This window comes from Flavobacterium sp. (assembly GCF_043780635.1).
Classification (GTDB): Bacteria; Bacteroidota; Bacteroidia; order Flavobacteriales; family Flavobacteriaceae; genus Flavobacterium.
In genome coordinates this window covers 1-14,866 of the sequence record NZ_JAYWCK010000161.1, presented here as the reverse complement: position 1 = coordinate 14,866, position 14,866 = coordinate 1, and the positions used below count along the sequence as shown (strand labels likewise).

Here is a 14,866-nt window from a genome sequence, read left to right as displayed (position 1 = left end):
AAATCTAAATAAATAGTTGAAATATTTATTTACAACGCCACTCTTTGGCGTTGTACCCAATTAGTTTTGACATAAATTTTAAAACTAATAATATGGAAACATTAAATAAAGATTCTGAAAATAATCAAGAATTATTTCTTCAAAACACTAATTTCGGAATATTGGACTCTACTTCAACATACGTAGATTGCTTTAGAATGTATTTAGGATATTATAATAAGATACCTAATTTTAAGTCTATAAATTTCATAGATATTGACTCCTTTAAAAATTGGTTTGAAAACAAGTATGAGAACCAAATTATCAAACAACATTACAAACAGCGATTTGATTCCCCAAAAAAAGAATTAAAATATATCGATCATTTTTATATTCTAAAACAAGATGTAATGCTGAATGTAGAACGCAATAGTATTTACATACTTTATACAAATGAACAGGAAACAACTGTAAATGTACTTTTTGAGGAATGTAAAAAATTTATAAAAATCCCTAAAAAAACAACTGATATTAGTTTAATAATTGCTCAAAATGGAAGTTTAGAAACCAAAGAAGTTTACATCAAAAAACCCAAAATTGATTTCAATATCCATTATAATGAAGATTTTTTTCCGATTCACAAAACAATGGTAAAACAACTCAACAAAAAGGATACAAATGGGCTTTATCTTTTTCACGGGCAACCAGGCACTGGAAAAAGTACCTATATCAAATATTTAATTCACCAACTAAAGAAAAAAGTAATCTTCATTTCTCCTAAAATGGCGGGAGAACTGGACAATCTCAGTATGACTCCTTTTTTATTGGAAAACAGAAATTCGGTTTTAGTTATTGAAGATGCTGAAGAACTGATTACTTCTCGTGAGGAAGCGCGAAATTCCAATCTCTCGATGTTACTCAATCTTACAGATGGTTTATTGGGAGAAAGTCTTGGAATTCAAATTATAGCCACGTTTAACACTGATGTTAAAAATATTGATAAAGCACTGCTTCGCAAGGGAAGACTTTCCATTATTTATGAATTCAAACCGCTTGCCCTTGATAGAACCAATGCTTTGTTGAACAAATTAGGGCATATAATAGAAGTGGCTCATCCCCTATCTGCTGCAGATATTTTCAACTTTGAAATCAGCAACAATTATGAACCCAAACTGAGAAAAGCAGTTGGTTTTGGAAATTAAATTATAAACGTCACTATTTGGCGTTTTGGCAATGTATTTTTGAGCATAATTAAAAAATCAACTTTATGACACTCGCCGAATTTGCTATCACATATGGCCAAGAAAATACCATTATCCTATTAGAAGGAAAACGAAATGTTTTGGAATACGACAAAGAAAAACTAATTCAGTTTGGGAAGCTTTTAGCTATTCACTTGCCTTTGGCTACTTTTAGAAGTGGCAATGCTGATGGTGCTGATTTTTACTTTTCTCAAGGGGTATTGCAAGTGGCTCCTAACAGATTGCAAGTAATTACGCCCTATGAAAATCATCGTCAAAAATTGAATAATGCTTATGAAACCATTTCACTGGACCAAATTGATTTATTGAATGAACCCGAATTGATTTATCAGTCCAAAAACAACAAGAAAACCAAGTCTTTAATTGATAAATATATAGATGGCGCCAAAGATCGTTTTTCAATAAAAGCCGCTTACATTATTAGAGACACTGTGAAAGTTACCGGAACGAAATCAGGGATTCCTCCCATCGATTTTGCGTTTTTCTATGATGATGAACAAAAACCAAAAACGGGTGGAACAGGTCATACAATGGAAATTTGCGAAATAAACAATGTCGATTATCTAAGACAAAATCAATGGTTTAATTGGATTTAACAAAAAACATAACTAAACAAAATATAGCAGAAACAAGATGAGAAAAACAATCACATTACTCGTACTTTTAATTAGCTTTTGTGGTTTTTCACAAGAAAAATCAACAACTGTAACTTCTGAAGAACCTGCAAAAATCAATCTAGCAAAATTTGGAACTCTATATTATGATAAGGAATTAGAATCAGATATGTTAAAAATAAAAACAGGAGCGATGAAACTTTCAAAATATAATCCACAGGACATTCCAGAGTTTGTTGCAATATATAATTCGTTATATACCAAATCGGCAAGCATCGTAAAACAAATGCCTCCTCATATTGCTGTTCTCAAAAAATATTACAATTTATATAAAATTCAGCGCAGAAATATGTCTCAAGCCAATATTTCCGCTTGGTCAAAAGCTATAAAGGTAGCGACACCTATTAGGGAATCAATGCAAAAAATTGTTATGGACGAACATTATGGTGATATGAGTTTTTATCCAACTCTTAAATACGAGGGAATACACGAAGATTTTGATTTATACTACAATGCTTCGCTTAATATATTAGGATTGTAAACTGTACAAAATGAAAAACGAAATAAACAAAAACAAGGCATTGGACAAAACCCTTGCTGTTAGCGGTAGATTTCTTTTTTTGGACGACATTCGCCATCCTTATGATGCTTTTGAGCATACTCAACAAACTATGTTTTTGCAGAAAAAATGGGAAGTAGTGAAAAATTATAATGAGTTTATTAAATGGATTACAAAAAATGGTTTGCCTGAACTTATTTCATTTGACCACGATTTGGGTGATACTCATTATACGTCTTCACATTTGCGGACTGATTCTGTAAAGTCAAAAGAATGGCAAGACGCACAAGTACATACAGAAAAAACTGGATATGAATGTGCTAAATGGCTTATTGATTACTGTTTAGACAACAATTTAAAATGTCCGAAGTTCTACTGTCATTCAATGAATCCTGTAGGTAGAGATAAGATAAATAGTATTTTGGAGCAGTTTACAAATTATTATTAAATATAAACACAAAAAAATGAAAAAGATAATTATAGAAATTTCTGATGACCAACATTCAAAAATGATGGAACATTTGCAAAAAGGAACAACTCTCAATTTCGAAAATGAAACTTTTTCAGGATTTGGGTTGAACCTAAATTGTGTTGAAGGGGGGATTTCCTCCTGGCTAGAAGTAGAAATGAATGGCATCTTGGATTTAGGCGAAGTCGATTGGAAAATGGAATAACAAATAACAATGGAAATAGAACAAATTAAAACTGAAATACTAAAAATATATCCGCAATGGAAAAACACCTCGGATAGCATTGCTGGAGACAAAGATGCTGAATTAGAGGAAAGTTTTGTGCGCGATTTAATTATAAAATACTGTGAGAATAAGGGCTACGAAGTGGATGGTTATCCGTTCCAAAAACAAATCTTGGGTGAAACAGACAACGATTATGACGAAGATTATTTTTGTTACGAACGCAATCTAAAATATATAGATGTTTTGGCAACAATACACGAGGATGTAATGGAAATACTGTATTTTTATGGCAAAACCTTTTGGCCAGACCAAATGGAATCCAAAGAAGCCTATAAAAAACAACTCCTTTTAGATATATTATATAATAGATACGAAATAGAATTTTAGAAAATAACATCCAAACAGTAAATTAGATTATGAAGGAAAAATTTAGAGAATTTTTAAATGAAAATTTTGGAGTACATAATTCAGAATCACTTTTAGACAAAAAAACGTTGTCCTTAAATAAAGGAACTACAAAAAAATTATATGAGGGTGATTTGAATCTAAACACAAAACAGGTTCTTAAACTTGTATGCGAATCACACCATACCGTGATCAAAAAGTATGATTGGGCTTTTGATTTTCCGGGTTGGATAGGAACTTTAGATTTTGCAAAATCTAATGTAAAAGACATCTTGGTTATAGGTATGGAACCTCATATTGGTGATGAATATGAAAAAGACGGAGAAATTATTGACAGAACAGTTCAAACAACATATGGATTAAGAGAAACTGGAGAGTCTGAATACAGCGAATTGAGTGAGCATTTAGGCAATAGAATGCTTTGGAATAATTTAAATAGTATATTTAATAATAATGATGAATTGTATACTATTGACAATTATAAAAATAATTTAGATCCTGAATTTTTAAGACGAATATACATAACTGATATGTCTCAATTTGCAGTTAAAGGACTAGCAAAAAAAGCAAATATTGCAAATTGGGGGAAAATAAGAGAGGATAATGCTCAGAAATATATCTTGAAAACCATTAATTTCATTATGCCGAAATATATAATATCACAAGGAAATACTGTTGCAAATTTTATTGATAGAATTTTGATTGATAATAAACAAATTGAAGAAATGAAACCAACAGAGTTTTTAGTTGGAAGAAATACTAGATATAAAAATTTTCCTCATTTTAAGAGTTATGAATTAAATTCAAACAAAATTATTCATATTCGACTTCCACATCTAGCAAGCGGTTTGACCAATGGTTTTTGGTTACCGAATAATTTGATGGAAAGGAGACCTAAAATGGATGAAATTAGAGAAAAATTAAAAAAATTTGGGAACCAAAACTATTAAATTTGAATAAAACAGGAAAGCTGAAAACTGTATTTAGAGTAGGCAAAAATTAATATTTTTATATTATGCCAGTTTATAAACTAAAAGCTAAAGGGAATTATGGTAATATGCCAAAAGGTTATGAATTTCAAGTGCCTTCAAGTTGCACTCCAGAACCAAATTTTAAAGAAGTTGAAAAAGTAATTGAAAGATTAGGGTTTAATTCTCAAGCTATAAGCTATAAAAGCCCTGGAAACTTTGAGGTTAAAAAAGTTTAAGATAAATTGTCCTTAAAGTTTATTTAAAATTTTGAGGAATACAAAACTCAAAAAATCTGCAGTTTGTAATAAAATCAAGTTTTAAGAAAAAATTTAAGAGTCATTTGTGCTTTTAATTTTTGTCTTAAACCAAATTTTTTCAATTCATCGTCAATCTGATTAATGATTGTCAATTTACAAAAGACAAATTTTCGGAACTTACTCTTATTATAAAAAATTAAAACAATGAATATCCTTTTCCTCCACGGTCTCGAAAGCAAATTAAGTGACCCAAAACGAGCAATTCTTGAAACTTACGGTAAGTTAATCGCTCCTGATCTAGATTATAAATCAAATCCAAATGTGATTCAAAATCTGTACGAGGAATTTAAAAATCAAAATATAAACGCTATCATCGGGAGCAGTATGGGTGGTTTTGTTGGTTTTCATTTGGCTAACAGTTTGGGGGTTTGCGCCTTGCTATACAATCCAGCACTGCCATATAGGAATTCTGTTGAACAAATAATTCCAACCAATTTACAGTTAAAGGAATCTCCATTAATGCGAATCATCTTGGGAGGTCAGGACGAAATTATTAAGGCAAACGATAACTTGGCTTTTTTAGCACAAAATTGCAACCCTAAAACAGATTATACGATTGTAATAAAAAACGATTTGGCGCATCAAATTCCAGTTGAGGTATTCGAAGAGCAAACAGTAGCCTTTTTTGAAAGACTTTGTTATTGATAGAATAAATATTAAAATCTCTTTTTAAAACGACATTCTTTGGCGTTATTGACATTTAATTTTGTCAAAAATAAAACCAACCAATTATGACAAATACCATATTTTCAGGAAAATGTCCACAATGCCAATTATTAAACGACGATGTTGATATGAGACAGAATAATTATCCGTTTTGGGAATGTCCAAAATGTGAATTGCAAATTCTTGTTGAAGACGAAAAAGCACTTATTTTACGTAATCGTGGCAAAGGTGAATTTATATATAATCTTATAAAATTTAACAGAGAATGTGTTTTAGTGGAAACAGATTCCCACTCTTATCCAAACGGAAAAGAGATTATAGATACAGTTCATCTAGAAAAGTATTTAAAAAACAAAGTGCAACAATCTGAAGAGTTTACTTGTACAAAATTGATTAACAGTTATGTTAACTTTAAATTTGATAATCAACCTGAAGATAATTATATAAAACAATCTGAACACTTTAAAATTGATTTTGAGGACAATTCCATTCAATAAAAACTAATTGAAAGAGATAGAAAGAGAAATCAAAACCCATTGTATGCCCATTCACGATTGCACCGTTTTTTGAAAGACATTTTTGAAAAGTATTATAAAATAGACAACAGTTGGTTACCCGAAATGGGAATGAGTAAAATGGAACATTATTTATGTTTAAAACACTTTCCAAGACTCGAAAGAGACTTAATAAACTCAAACCCCCTTTTCATCAAGCAAGGTTTAAAAGAATTAGCTGAAGATTTAATTAGAATAATATATTTTGACGAAATGCCTCTTTTAAGTTATGACACTATAGAATTATTGGAAATTAAAACCGAAATGAAATAAATATGAAAAATCCGTGGAAAATATTAATTGACGAAATCAATGAAGAAGGTTTTAATGGAAACTATGTGTTAAAAGAAGAACAAGCTATTATTGAAAGATTTAATAAAAAAATAAATAACGATTTATACAAAATTCATACTCAAATTATGCCGGCTCCCTTTATGGGTGATGTGATTAAGGCTCCAATTGTAATTTTGATGTTAAATCCTGGTTACACAAAAGAAGAAGATAAAGTTGGCTATTATAGCAAATATAAAGATTGGTGGAAAAACGAAGTTCAACACATACAAACAAAATATAATTTTCCTTTTTTTGCTTTAGAGGAGGAATACAGTAAATCGTCACCTTATTGGGTAACTAAATTAAAACCTCTTACATTAATTTCTACTAATGAGAAAGTGGCAAAAAACATATGTAATATTCAATTTTTTCCATATCACACAGAAAAATATAGAAACATTCACAAAAATCTATTTATGGAAGAAGGTTTTGATAATTATTTACCATCCCAAAAATATAATTTCCAATTAGTGAAAAATGCGATGGCTAGAAATGCAATTATTATTATTACAAGAAGCAAAAAAATGTGGCTAAAAGCAATTCCAGAATTAGCAAATTACGAAAATTCATATTCAACAAATAGCTATCTGAACACCATTATTTCAGAAAAAAATCTTCCAATAGCTTTTCCCAAAATCCTAGAAAAACTCCAATAAATGTCCAAAAAACAATTTCTTAAACGCTATTCCCTCATCATCAACAAGCTGCGAAAAAATGCCAGTTCTTTTGAAGAAATTCAAAAGTATTTAGTAGAACAATCCATCAATGATGAGGAAAATTACGAGATTTCTATTCGCACGTTTCAACGAGAAATTAAAGAGATTGCTTCTACTCATAACATCGAAATAAAATATTTTCGTTCAGAAAATGTATATAAAATTATTAATGATGGAAACGAGGAAAGAAACGAGCGTTTGATGGAAAGTTTCGAAATTATTGATGCTCTCAAAATCTCAAGCAATTTGTCGAATCATCTTATTCTGGAAAAACGGAAACCGTTGGGAACAAATAATATGAACTATTTGATTCACGCCATAAAAAATAGGAAGGAAATTCGTTTTTTTTATTCAAAATATTGGACAGAAGAATTAGTTGATACACAAAGAAAAGTGCAACCTCTGGCATTGAAAGAAGCAAGGTATCGTTGGTATTTAGTGGCAAAAGATTTGAAAGACAATCGAATAAAAACCTATGGGTTAGACAGAATAACCAACTTGGAAATTACAAATTTGAAGTTCATTTTTCCTGAAAACTACAATCCAGAAGAAGCTTTTCGTCATAGTTTTGGTATCATAAATGAAGACAATAAAGAACCTCAAAAAATAGTTTTGTCTTTTTCTTTTGAGCAAGGAAAGTATATAAAATCATTACCATTGCACCATTCCCAAAAGGAATTAACAAACGATGAAAAGGAATATCGAATCGAATTATTGCTACATCCAACTTATGATTTTGTGATGGAATTATTATCTATTGGAGCTGAAGTGAAGGTATTGGAACCAGAAAGCCTGAAAAACGAAATGATTAAAAAACTGGAAGCAACATTAAATCGATATAAGTGATGACATTCGTTTTAAACTTCATTATAATAGATTAAAATCAAGTGGAAAATATAATCAAATAAAAACAATAATATGAGCAAGTTTGGATTTTCATTTTCGTTAAGTAGATTGTTGGGAATAGCGCAGGCAAAACAAAGGTTTGCCAGAACCACAGGAATACCAACAACTAAAAATGGGTTGCAGAGAAAAATAGGAGCCAGTATTTTAAAAATGTTTCTAAAGTAGAATAAAATAGAAATCAAACGTATGAAACACTTATTCTTATTGTTTCTGTTGCCCTTAATGGCAATTCAGTCCCAAACAAAAATTCGTTTGGGCGATGGAACTTATTCTTCAAATAAAGTGCTTTATACAATTGACGGTAATAAAGTAAGATTGGGAGATGGGATTTATTCCTCCAACAAAGTACTTTATACCTTCGATGCAAATAAAGTAAGATTGGGCGACGGAACCTATTATTCCAATAAGGTACTGTTAACTATTGATGGCAACAAAATAAGACAAGGTGATGGCACCTATTTCTCCAACAAAGTGCTTTATACTATTGATGGTAATAAAATAAGACAAGGCAACGGAACCTACTACTCCAACAAAATATTATATAACATTGATGGCAGCAAAATAAGGCTAGGCGATGGAACCTATTCCTCCAATAAAGTGCTTTATACAATTGATGGTGGTTTGTCAATTACTAAAATTGCATCCCTTTTGTATTTGGTTTTATAAACAACTTTATTTCACCCCATAATTTCAATGCAAACACTCAAAATCAATCTTCACGGTGAAAGCTGGACACTAAAGAAGTTCGAGTGTTGTGATAATGATTTAAAAGAATGCTTGAAAGTGGCAATCAAAATGAAACTCCCGTTGGTAAAAGCCCTATTAGATCCTTTTTTCTATTATAATCTTAAAAGACCTTCTATTCCATCGGTTGAACATTTACCAGGAATAAAAATTAGTGGTTTATTAAACACTCCAAAAAACCAAATTGAAATTTTATTGGATGGAAAGAAAATCATCAAACTTCATATCAAAGATTTCAATCAGGAACAATTGCTTTTCCCTTTATACACTGTTCACAAAACTGAAATTAATGATGACAACAGTTCCGGAATATATGTTGAACAAAAAGCGATTGGATTTATTGCCAGCTATGAAATAAAACTGAACCACTTTACTATTGATGATTTAAAATTCCATTTTGTGCAATTCAACGACAAACAATTATTGCAACAACCTACTTATCAAAATAAAAAATTGCTTTTCAGAAGGAAAGAAACACTACTGATTTACCAAAATAGTTTTGAAATACTATAAACAACAATATAACATTCAATTATTAACATCACGGGCAAACAAGCGGTCTCACTACGGTCGTTCCCTTTGTTCCGTTCGGCTGTTCCAGTCGGTCGTGCCTTCCTCCGTTCCACAGACACTTCACAGCACAAAAAAATAAGGCAGCCAAAAAATAGGCAACCTTATTTTTTCCGCTGTTCGTTCCTCATCTTCACACGTTCTCTTCCTGCGTTCGGTCGGGCTTATGCATCCACAATACCGCTTCATTTCGTTACAGTCATTCGTTCGCTTAACGCTCCATTTCATTACGCTAAAAGCTCTCTCATTCATTTCACTGCATTCCAGCCGTATTCTGTCTGCCGCCCTCAGTGTTTTCAGCGGTTGCTCTTTCGCACAGCCATCGGGGTTGGCTCCGCTTACCTCATTAGTATTTTTTTTTAAACACTTGTAGTAATATAATACATAACTGCTCTCTCTTCACTTTTGATTCGGTCACTTTGCCCTAAATCAAGGTACGCCAAAGGCTGACTTATATTTTTTCCCCGCCGTTTCACGCTCGCAGTACTTCTCTCCACTTCGTCCCGCAAAAGGCGGGACTACGTTCCGTTCCCGTCCTGCCGTGGCTGTTCGATTGCCGCAACACCGCCGACTTCGCTCCTCGAAAAATAATGATTTCCGCTAGCGCTACAATCATTTTTTTCTGCGGTGCTTGGGGGTGTTTAAAAATCTTCTACGACAACTATTGTGCATTTTTTCGAAAAGAAAGAGAAAAAAATCCAGCAAATTTAGCATCCATTCCTCACTTTCAGTCGGTCGTTCCTTCCTCCGTTCCCGTTCGTCATTTCTGCTTTTATAGTGGCTTTCTTTTTTTCTCTTTTTTCTTTTCAAAAAAATAAAGTTGAATTTTTTAAACCAACAACACTATGCCGAATTTCATCATCAAGACCCACCAAAAAGACACTACCTACAAGGGAAACCAAATCTTTATCCTCAACAAAGGAATGAACTCCGGTAAACCTCAAAAAGAACCTTTCACGAACAGCTTTGTGATTAATTGCCCAGACGAAAAGGATTCCGAAACTATCTACTGGCTTGCTTACAGCCTTTGGAAATCCAACTTCTGGCACCAATTTTTAATCGGATCCGTAATTCCGTTTTTGCGAATCAATGATTTCAAGAAAATTTTTGATTGTAAAGTGAATAAAATGATGCAGGAACACGAGCTGCATCAAAGACAAGTTCAGGCGTTGAGGTTACTGGAACAAAAAGAGGATCAATTGCATAAAAACATCAACTTAATTAATGAAATTCGAAAAGTAATTTTAAACCAATATTGCAGGAAATAAAAAGCAAAAATTGTACTATGATTATGTATACTTGAATGAAATACAGTCTGACGTATGTCAGACAAAGCAACACAAATAAAGGTATATTGGTCTAATTTTGTCAGGTCAATATACAAGTTGGCAGCATACTTAGCTCGCGTGAGTAGAAAAACTTGTTTATAATTTTACTATTCTCTTAAAAATTGTAAAGCTTTTTATAATACATTTGCTTCATATTATGTTCTTTGAGATATGCTTTTTTGACCAACGTGTTAGAATTGTTTTTTAAAGTGTATTAAGTTACACAACCTTCTAGGTTCTGTTCCGAGATTATTCAGCTACCCACATCAAATGTGTTGTAATTGTAATAGTAACGTAGCATTCAGTTATATTTTTTAATGTAACAGGAATTTATTTGGGATGAAAACGAACTACGACTAGAATTTTAATTACGGGTACATTGAAATGTAACAGGCAATAGTGCCTTTATTAAAATTACATTGAAATGAAAAAAAACAAGAAAAGCAGTGTTTTGCGTAAAGTGAAACATCAAATTCAAAATGAGAACCGTAGTTCGTTCTCGGAAAGATTTAACCTAAGCGGTTTATTTGCTAAGTTGGTTGAAAGATTGAAGTCGAAACCTTTGGAAGTAGTAATATTTTTTTATAGGTTTTATAATTTAATTCATAAAATCATTGAGCTTATTATCTCTTTAAATTTATTTTAACCGACATCCTAAATTATTTTCTCTTTATCTATGAGTATTAAAACAGTAAAACATCTTGCATACATTCTTAAGCTATCAGCTGAAGAATTATTGCAACTGGCTAATACTGTTGACAATTTTTACTATACCGTAAATGAACCAAAGTTAGACAAGGATAATAATCCTAAATTCAAAAACGGGAAACAACTTTTTAGAACATTAAATCCAAGTACTAAAAACCTAAAAATTATTCAATCAAGAATTCAAAAAAATATAATATCGAAGATTGAAATCCCTAATTATGCTTATGGAGCAATCAAAGGAAAAGATAATGTAAAGAACGCTTTGAAACATAGAGGAAAAAAATATAATTTCACTACTGACTTATCAAATTATTTTCCATCTATTACAAATAGTCAAGTATATAATATGTTCGTTCTAAATGATTTCTCACCAACTGTAGCAAGAATTCTAACCCAACTTACAACTTATAGTGGTAAATTACCTCAAGGTGCACCAAGTTCGCCGACAATTTCAAATCTAGTATTTGTTAAAACTGGATTAAAACTACAAGCAATCGCTGTTGAACACAATTTAACTTTCACTTCGTTTATAGATGATTTAACTTTTTCCTCAAAAAAAGACTTTAAAGAAATTATTCCACAAATAATGCAAACCATTCTTGATGATGATTTTATAATAAGTCATCAAAAAACATTTTATAAGACTTATCGTCCAACAATCACTGGAGTTATTGTACCAATAACTATTTATTCCTAACAGAAAAATTTAAAAAGAAACTTTCTGATTTGGAAAACAAAACTCCTGAGCAAATAGCAGGACTAAAAAATTATGCCTTGAAAATTAAAAAGGCAAATATTAAAAATTAAGAAAGCCAGCTGACAATAGCTGTCAAACGCAATCGCTGGTATTCGGTTTATTGTCAGCTTTTTTTCCTATTTTCGTTTTCTCCTAATGGAGAAAACTCGGTCGCTGAGCCGCGACTACGTCTGGCCGCGAAAAGTTATCACTCATTTTAACCAACATCTCGAAAATATGGCTGGTATGACAGTAGAAGAAGGAATAAATCAAGTTTTTGGTGGCGGTGGACACGTTGTCATCTTAGGTGCAGGTGCCAGTATTGCTTCAACTCGAAGAAATGAAGAAGCTAATGGTAAAATATTACCATCGATGGATAATTTTTCAGAAGTTTTAGGATTGGAAGACATTTTAGAAAAAATTCCTCAGCATTTGCGAGCAAAAAATTTTGAAAAACTTTATGGAAATCTTCATAAAGACAATCCTAATTCTGAATTGATTAAGGAAATTGAGAATCGAATATCTCAATATTTTTCCGATATGAAATTACCTGATGAACCAACTATATATGATTATTTAGTTTTATCTCTACGCAGTAAAGATTTAATAGCAACTTTTAATTGGGATCCATTTCTATATGAAGCTTGGAGTAGAAATTCAAAATTCACAAAAGATTTACCTTTAATAATTTTTCTACACGGAAATGTTGCTATTGGTTATAGCAAAGAAGACCAGAGAAGTGGTCCTGCTGGAATGTATATGAGAAAAGATGGAGGATATTTTGAGCCTACAAAACTTTTATATCCAGTTGAACAGAAAAATTACACTAACGATGAATATATAAGTAGTGGATGGGATGTTTTAAAAACACGCTTAAATAAAGAAAGCGGAACTGTAAGAGCAACAATTTTCGGTTATGGAGCACCGGTTTCTGACGTTGAAGCAGTATCGTTACTAAATACTGCTTGGGGAACTCCAGATGAAAGAGAAATGGAACAGTTTGAAATAATTGACATTTCTCCCGAAAATGAACTTAGACAGCGATGGGATGGTTTCATACATTCTCATCATTATGACATTACAAACAATTACTTTGGTTCATCTTTAGCATATAATCCAAGACGAACAAGTGAAAGTTATTTTAGTCATTACCAACCTCTAAGTCCAAGTGAAGCACTCAGATCCTCTAACCCAATACCACAAGATTTTAAAACTCTCGAAGATTTATGGGAATGGCATAAACCATTATTAGAAGCTGAAATGAGAGAATAAGCTAAAAATCAAAAAAAGTGATAATACACACTTTGCAATAGTGAGGAAAATCTAAAACAAAAAAGCCAGGTCTTACGACTTGGCTTTCTTAGTTAGTCTGGAAAAGGTTACCAATCATAACCGGACTATTTATTTTTGGTCTTTGTCAACCATTTTAAAAGGAGCGAAACCATAAAACTGGCTGTGGCTCCCACGACCGCTAAGATAATTGTTTTTGCAATATCTTCCGAAAGAATATTGGGCAAAATGCTCAAAAATGTTCCGGATACGGTTCCAGCTCGGAGGGAAATATTAGTCTCCATCTCTCGGTTTATTTGGGTTCTCCTCAACAACAGTCATTTGACTCACCGCCGAAATAACCCCACCTGCCACCGCCATATAACCGGCAACAGTTACCACCGTTACGGGCAAAACAATGGGTGCTGCTACAATTGTTCCACTGATGGCCAACATAGCCAAACCAATACTTCTCAAAATCTTGAAAAACTTTGGTGTTGGTGCTTTTATTCTCTCTACTATTTTCATAATTTCTCACTTTTAGACTGAATATTTATTTTAACTTCTTCATTTTGATCAAAAACGGTAAAAACTAACGTTTTCAGTTTTTCCAACGCTTTTCGGGAATTACTTCCCTTTCCAATTCCAGTGTGTTTGGTTACAGGAGCAATGCAGCCCAACAACTCTTTCTTGGCGTCATTGGCAGGATGGATTAAGATCAAATCTCGTCCCGGAACATTCATCAAATGCAAGTGCCATTTGAATTTGGGGCTAAACCGCTTCTGTAGGATATATTCTCCCTCGGGAATACAAGAAATACGCATTTGGTTTCCCAACCAGGGCAATTCGATGGTATAACAAACTATTGTGCCGTTCCATTCTAAAACCCCTTGCGTTCCCTCGGGAAAATAAGTCCGTTTCAACACCAGGACCATCCTACAATCCGCTCACCTGAACCAATGCCAATGGATTGTAAGACCCATTTTTCAAGGCATACATTTGTCCATTTACTTCTTGGTAGAATTCCACTCCCAAAGCCAAAAACAATGGTTTTGTACTGTTTGGAGTTACTGCATTCACGTGGCTGATGGCAACCGTAGCCACACCATCCCAAGGAAGGATTGCAGTTTCAGAATGCGCTTCAACGAAAGTTTCTGCTTCAAAATCAATCTCGGCTCCAGCTGAAATGATTTTGTAATGAGTGGTTCCTGATGGAGCTGCAATCATATTGGCAGGAATAAATTCCGCCAAATCAACAGTGATTTCTCCGGTCACACGGTCAATTGCTCCCACAAATGGGGCAAATAAACTAGTGCCTAGTTTTCCTCTGATGTTGAATTCAAAGCCGGAAAGCAATTCTGCCTCGCCGTCAATCACGTTTCGTAATCCTCTCAAACTGGTCATATCCGCTTGGATAACTTCAACCATTTTTTGAGTCAATCTACTCACCATTCTGCCATCGGCAGTATTGATGAGCAAAGCTCTCAAGGAAGTTCTCAAAATCTTCCCGGCCTTACCTGCTCTACCAAACTCG

23 protein-coding genes are annotated in these 14,866 nt (G+C 32.7%); 19 read left to right on the top strand and 4 right to left on the bottom strand.

The features are described 5' to 3' along the window. The first annotated feature begins 92 nt into the window (after positions 1 to 92). The 19 genes from ACH2BV_RS14560 to ACH2BV_RS14470 all read left to right on the top strand — a co-directional run bounded on the left by ACH2BV_RS14560 (position 93) and on the right by ACH2BV_RS14470 (position 13,335). The gene (locus ACH2BV_RS14560) at positions 93 to 1,181 is read left to right on the top strand and encodes an AAA family ATPase (RefSeq protein ID WP_395051502.1); all 1,089 of its coding nucleotides are present in this window, start codon (positions 93 to 95) and stop codon (positions 1,179 to 1,181) included. Positions 1,182 to 1,246: 65 nt separating this feature from the next. Next, a complete protein-coding gene (locus ACH2BV_RS14555) occupies positions 1,247 to 1,837 on the top strand; it encodes a hypothetical protein (RefSeq protein ID WP_395051501.1) in 591 nt (196 codons plus the stop codon). 37 nt (positions 1,838 to 1,874) lie between these two features. Continuing rightward, a complete protein-coding gene (locus ACH2BV_RS14550) occupies positions 1,875 to 2,396 on the top strand; it encodes a hypothetical protein (RefSeq protein ID WP_395051500.1) in 522 nt (173 codons plus the stop codon). Between the two features lie 10 nt (positions 2,397 to 2,406). Further along, a complete protein-coding gene (locus ACH2BV_RS14545) occupies positions 2,407 to 2,862 on the top strand; it encodes a cyclic-phosphate processing receiver domain-containing protein (RefSeq protein WP_395051499.1) in 456 nt (151 codons plus the stop codon). Positions 2,863 to 2,878: 16 nt separating this feature from the next. Beyond that, the gene (locus tag ACH2BV_RS14540; RefSeq protein ID WP_395051498.1) at positions 2,879 to 3,088 is read left to right on the top strand and encodes a hypothetical protein; all 210 of its coding nucleotides are present in this window, start codon (positions 2,879 to 2,881) and stop codon (positions 3,086 to 3,088) included. Positions 3,089 to 3,097: 9 nt separating this feature from the next. Continuing rightward, a complete protein-coding gene (locus tag ACH2BV_RS14535; RefSeq protein ID WP_395051497.1) occupies positions 3,098 to 3,496 on the top strand; it encodes a hypothetical protein in 399 nt (132 codons plus the stop codon). 29 nt (positions 3,497 to 3,525) lie between these two features. Then, positions 3,526 to 4,464: a hypothetical protein gene (locus ACH2BV_RS14530; protein ID WP_395051496.1), complete on the top strand. Its 939-nt coding sequence runs from the start codon at positions 3,526 to 3,528 to the stop codon at positions 4,462 to 4,464. A 65-nt stretch (positions 4,465 to 4,529) separates the two neighbouring features. Then, positions 4,530 to 4,721, top strand: coding sequence for a hypothetical protein (locus tag ACH2BV_RS14525; protein WP_395051495.1), 192 nt, complete (start codon positions 4,530 to 4,532; stop codon positions 4,719 to 4,721). Positions 4,722 to 4,946: 225 nt separating this feature from the next. Continuing rightward, positions 4,947 to 5,447, top strand: a complete 501-nt coding sequence (locus tag ACH2BV_RS14520; RefSeq protein WP_395051494.1) for a YqiA/YcfP family alpha/beta fold hydrolase — start codon at positions 4,947 to 4,949, stop codon at positions 5,445 to 5,447. A gap of 86 nt (positions 5,448 to 5,533) precedes the next feature. Then, positions 5,534 to 5,965: a hypothetical protein gene (locus ACH2BV_RS14515; RefSeq protein WP_395051493.1), complete on the top strand. Its 432-nt coding sequence runs from the start codon at positions 5,534 to 5,536 to the stop codon at positions 5,963 to 5,965. A gap of 69 nt (positions 5,966 to 6,034) precedes the next feature. Then, positions 6,035 to 6,295: a hypothetical protein gene (locus tag ACH2BV_RS14510; RefSeq protein WP_395051492.1), complete on the top strand. Its 261-nt coding sequence runs from the start codon at positions 6,035 to 6,037 to the stop codon at positions 6,293 to 6,295. A gap of 2 nt (positions 6,296 to 6,297) precedes the next feature. Further along, positions 6,298 to 7,011, top strand: coding sequence for a hypothetical protein (locus ACH2BV_RS14505; RefSeq protein ID WP_395051491.1), 714 nt, complete (start codon positions 6,298 to 6,300; stop codon positions 7,009 to 7,011). After that, positions 7,012 to 7,917 (top strand): helix-turn-helix transcriptional regulator, encoded by a 906-nt coding sequence (locus tag ACH2BV_RS14500; protein ID WP_395051490.1) that lies wholly within the window; start codon positions 7,012 to 7,014, stop codon positions 7,915 to 7,917. A 72-nt stretch (positions 7,918 to 7,989) separates the two neighbouring features. Next, positions 7,990 to 8,142, top strand: coding sequence for a hypothetical protein (locus tag ACH2BV_RS14495; RefSeq protein ID WP_395051489.1), 153 nt, complete (start codon positions 7,990 to 7,992; stop codon positions 8,140 to 8,142). 21 nt (positions 8,143 to 8,163) lie between these two features. Then, entirely contained in the window at positions 8,164 to 8,643 is a 480-nt protein-coding gene (locus ACH2BV_RS14490) for a hypothetical protein (protein WP_395051488.1), read from the top strand. Positions 8,644 to 8,670: 27 nt separating this feature from the next. Beyond that, a complete protein-coding gene (locus tag ACH2BV_RS14485; protein WP_395051486.1) occupies positions 8,671 to 9,234 on the top strand; it encodes a hypothetical protein in 564 nt (187 codons plus the stop codon). 902 nt (positions 9,235 to 10,136) lie between these two features. Continuing rightward, positions 10,137 to 10,559, top strand: coding sequence for a DUF6943 family protein (locus ACH2BV_RS14480; RefSeq protein ID WP_395051485.1), 423 nt, complete (start codon positions 10,137 to 10,139; stop codon positions 10,557 to 10,559). Positions 10,560 to 11,295: 736 nt separating this feature from the next. Continuing rightward, positions 11,296 to 12,024 (top strand): reverse transcriptase family protein, encoded by a 729-nt coding sequence (locus ACH2BV_RS14475; protein ID WP_395051483.1) that lies wholly within the window; start codon positions 11,296 to 11,298, stop codon positions 12,022 to 12,024. Positions 12,025 to 12,309: 285 nt separating this feature from the next. Beyond that, positions 12,310 to 13,335, top strand: coding sequence for a hypothetical protein (locus tag ACH2BV_RS14470; RefSeq protein WP_395051482.1), 1,026 nt, complete (start codon positions 12,310 to 12,312; stop codon positions 13,333 to 13,335). Between the two features lie 125 nt (positions 13,336 to 13,460). Here ACH2BV_RS14470 and ACH2BV_RS14465 read toward each other — a convergent pair whose 3' ends face one another. The 4 genes from ACH2BV_RS14465 to ACH2BV_RS14450 all read right to left on the bottom strand — a co-directional run. After that, positions 13,461 to 13,637: a hypothetical protein gene (locus tag ACH2BV_RS14465; protein ID WP_395051481.1), complete on the bottom strand. Its 177-nt coding sequence runs from the start codon at positions 13,635 to 13,637 to the stop codon at positions 13,461 to 13,463. Then, positions 13,627 to 13,860: a hypothetical protein gene (locus ACH2BV_RS14460; protein ID WP_395051480.1), complete on the bottom strand. Its 234-nt coding sequence runs from the start codon at positions 13,858 to 13,860 to the stop codon at positions 13,627 to 13,629. Before ACH2BV_RS14460 ends, ACH2BV_RS14465 begins: the two co-directional genes overlap by 11 nt. After that, positions 13,857 to 14,267, bottom strand: a complete 411-nt coding sequence (locus ACH2BV_RS14455; protein ID WP_395051479.1) for a DUF5675 family protein — start codon at positions 14,265 to 14,267, stop codon at positions 13,857 to 13,859. The genes ACH2BV_RS14460 and ACH2BV_RS14455 overlap by 4 nt, the downstream gene beginning before the upstream one ends. A 1-nt stretch (position 14,268) precedes the next feature. Continuing rightward, positions 14,269 to 14,866 (bottom strand): hypothetical protein (locus tag ACH2BV_RS14450; protein ID WP_395051478.1); only part of this gene is annotated, 598 nt, incomplete at its 5' end.

What these genes read in the sequence shown, in the direction of transcription:
- ACH2BV_RS14560 (WP_395051502.1), top strand. Translation starts at nt 93, where the DNA reads ATGGAAACATTAAATAAAGATTCTGAAAATAATCAAGAATTATTTCTT.
- ACH2BV_RS14555 (WP_395051501.1), top strand. Translation starts at nt 1,247, where the DNA reads ATGACACTCGCCGAATTTGCTATCACATATGGCCAAGAAAATACCATT.
- ACH2BV_RS14550 (WP_395051500.1), top strand. Translation starts at nt 1,875, where the DNA reads ATGAGAAAAACAATCACATTACTCGTACTTTTAATTAGCTTTTGTGGT.
- ACH2BV_RS14545 (WP_395051499.1), top strand. Translation starts at nt 2,407, where the DNA reads ATGAAAAACGAAATAAACAAAAACAAGGCATTGGACAAAACCCTTGCT.
- ACH2BV_RS14540 (WP_395051498.1), top strand. Translation starts at nt 2,879, where the DNA reads ATGAAAAAGATAATTATAGAAATTTCTGATGACCAACATTCAAAAATG.
- ACH2BV_RS14535 (WP_395051497.1), top strand. Translation starts at nt 3,098, where the DNA reads ATGGAAATAGAACAAATTAAAACTGAAATACTAAAAATATATCCGCAA.
- ACH2BV_RS14530 (WP_395051496.1), top strand. Translation starts at nt 3,526, where the DNA reads ATGAAGGAAAAATTTAGAGAATTTTTAAATGAAAATTTTGGAGTACAT.
- ACH2BV_RS14525 (WP_395051495.1), top strand. Translation starts at nt 4,530, where the DNA reads ATGCCAGTTTATAAACTAAAAGCTAAAGGGAATTATGGTAATATGCCA.
- ACH2BV_RS14520 (WP_395051494.1), top strand. Translation starts at nt 4,947, where the DNA reads ATGAATATCCTTTTCCTCCACGGTCTCGAAAGCAAATTAAGTGACCCA.
- ACH2BV_RS14515 (WP_395051493.1), top strand. Translation starts at nt 5,534, where the DNA reads ATGACAAATACCATATTTTCAGGAAAATGTCCACAATGCCAATTATTA.
- ACH2BV_RS14505 (WP_395051491.1), top strand. Translation starts at nt 6,298, where the DNA reads ATGAAAAATCCGTGGAAAATATTAATTGACGAAATCAATGAAGAAGGT.
- ACH2BV_RS14500 (WP_395051490.1), top strand. Translation starts at nt 7,012, where the DNA reads ATGTCCAAAAAACAATTTCTTAAACGCTATTCCCTCATCATCAACAAG.
- ACH2BV_RS14495 (WP_395051489.1), top strand. Translation starts at nt 7,990, where the DNA reads ATGAGCAAGTTTGGATTTTCATTTTCGTTAAGTAGATTGTTGGGAATA.
- ACH2BV_RS14490 (WP_395051488.1), top strand. Translation starts at nt 8,164, where the DNA reads ATGAAACACTTATTCTTATTGTTTCTGTTGCCCTTAATGGCAATTCAG.
- ACH2BV_RS14485 (WP_395051486.1), top strand. Translation starts at nt 8,671, where the DNA reads ATGCAAACACTCAAAATCAATCTTCACGGTGAAAGCTGGACACTAAAG.
- ACH2BV_RS14480 (WP_395051485.1), top strand. Translation starts at nt 10,137, where the DNA reads ATGCCGAATTTCATCATCAAGACCCACCAAAAAGACACTACCTACAAG.
- ACH2BV_RS14475 (WP_395051483.1), top strand. Translation starts at nt 11,296, where the DNA reads ATGAGTATTAAAACAGTAAAACATCTTGCATACATTCTTAAGCTATCA.
- ACH2BV_RS14470 (WP_395051482.1), top strand. Translation starts at nt 12,310, where the DNA reads ATGACAGTAGAAGAAGGAATAAATCAAGTTTTTGGTGGCGGTGGACAC.
- ACH2BV_RS14465 (WP_395051481.1), bottom strand. Translation starts at nt 13,637, where the DNA reads ATGGAGACTAATATTTCCCTCCGAGCTGGAACCGTATCCGGAACATTT.
- ACH2BV_RS14460 (WP_395051480.1), bottom strand. Translation starts at nt 13,860, where the DNA reads ATGAAAATAGTAGAGAGAATAAAAGCACCAACACCAAAGTTTTTCAAG.
- ACH2BV_RS14455 (WP_395051479.1), bottom strand. Translation starts at nt 14,267, where the DNA reads ATGGTCCTGGTGTTGAAACGGACTTATTTTCCCGAGGGAACGCAAGGG.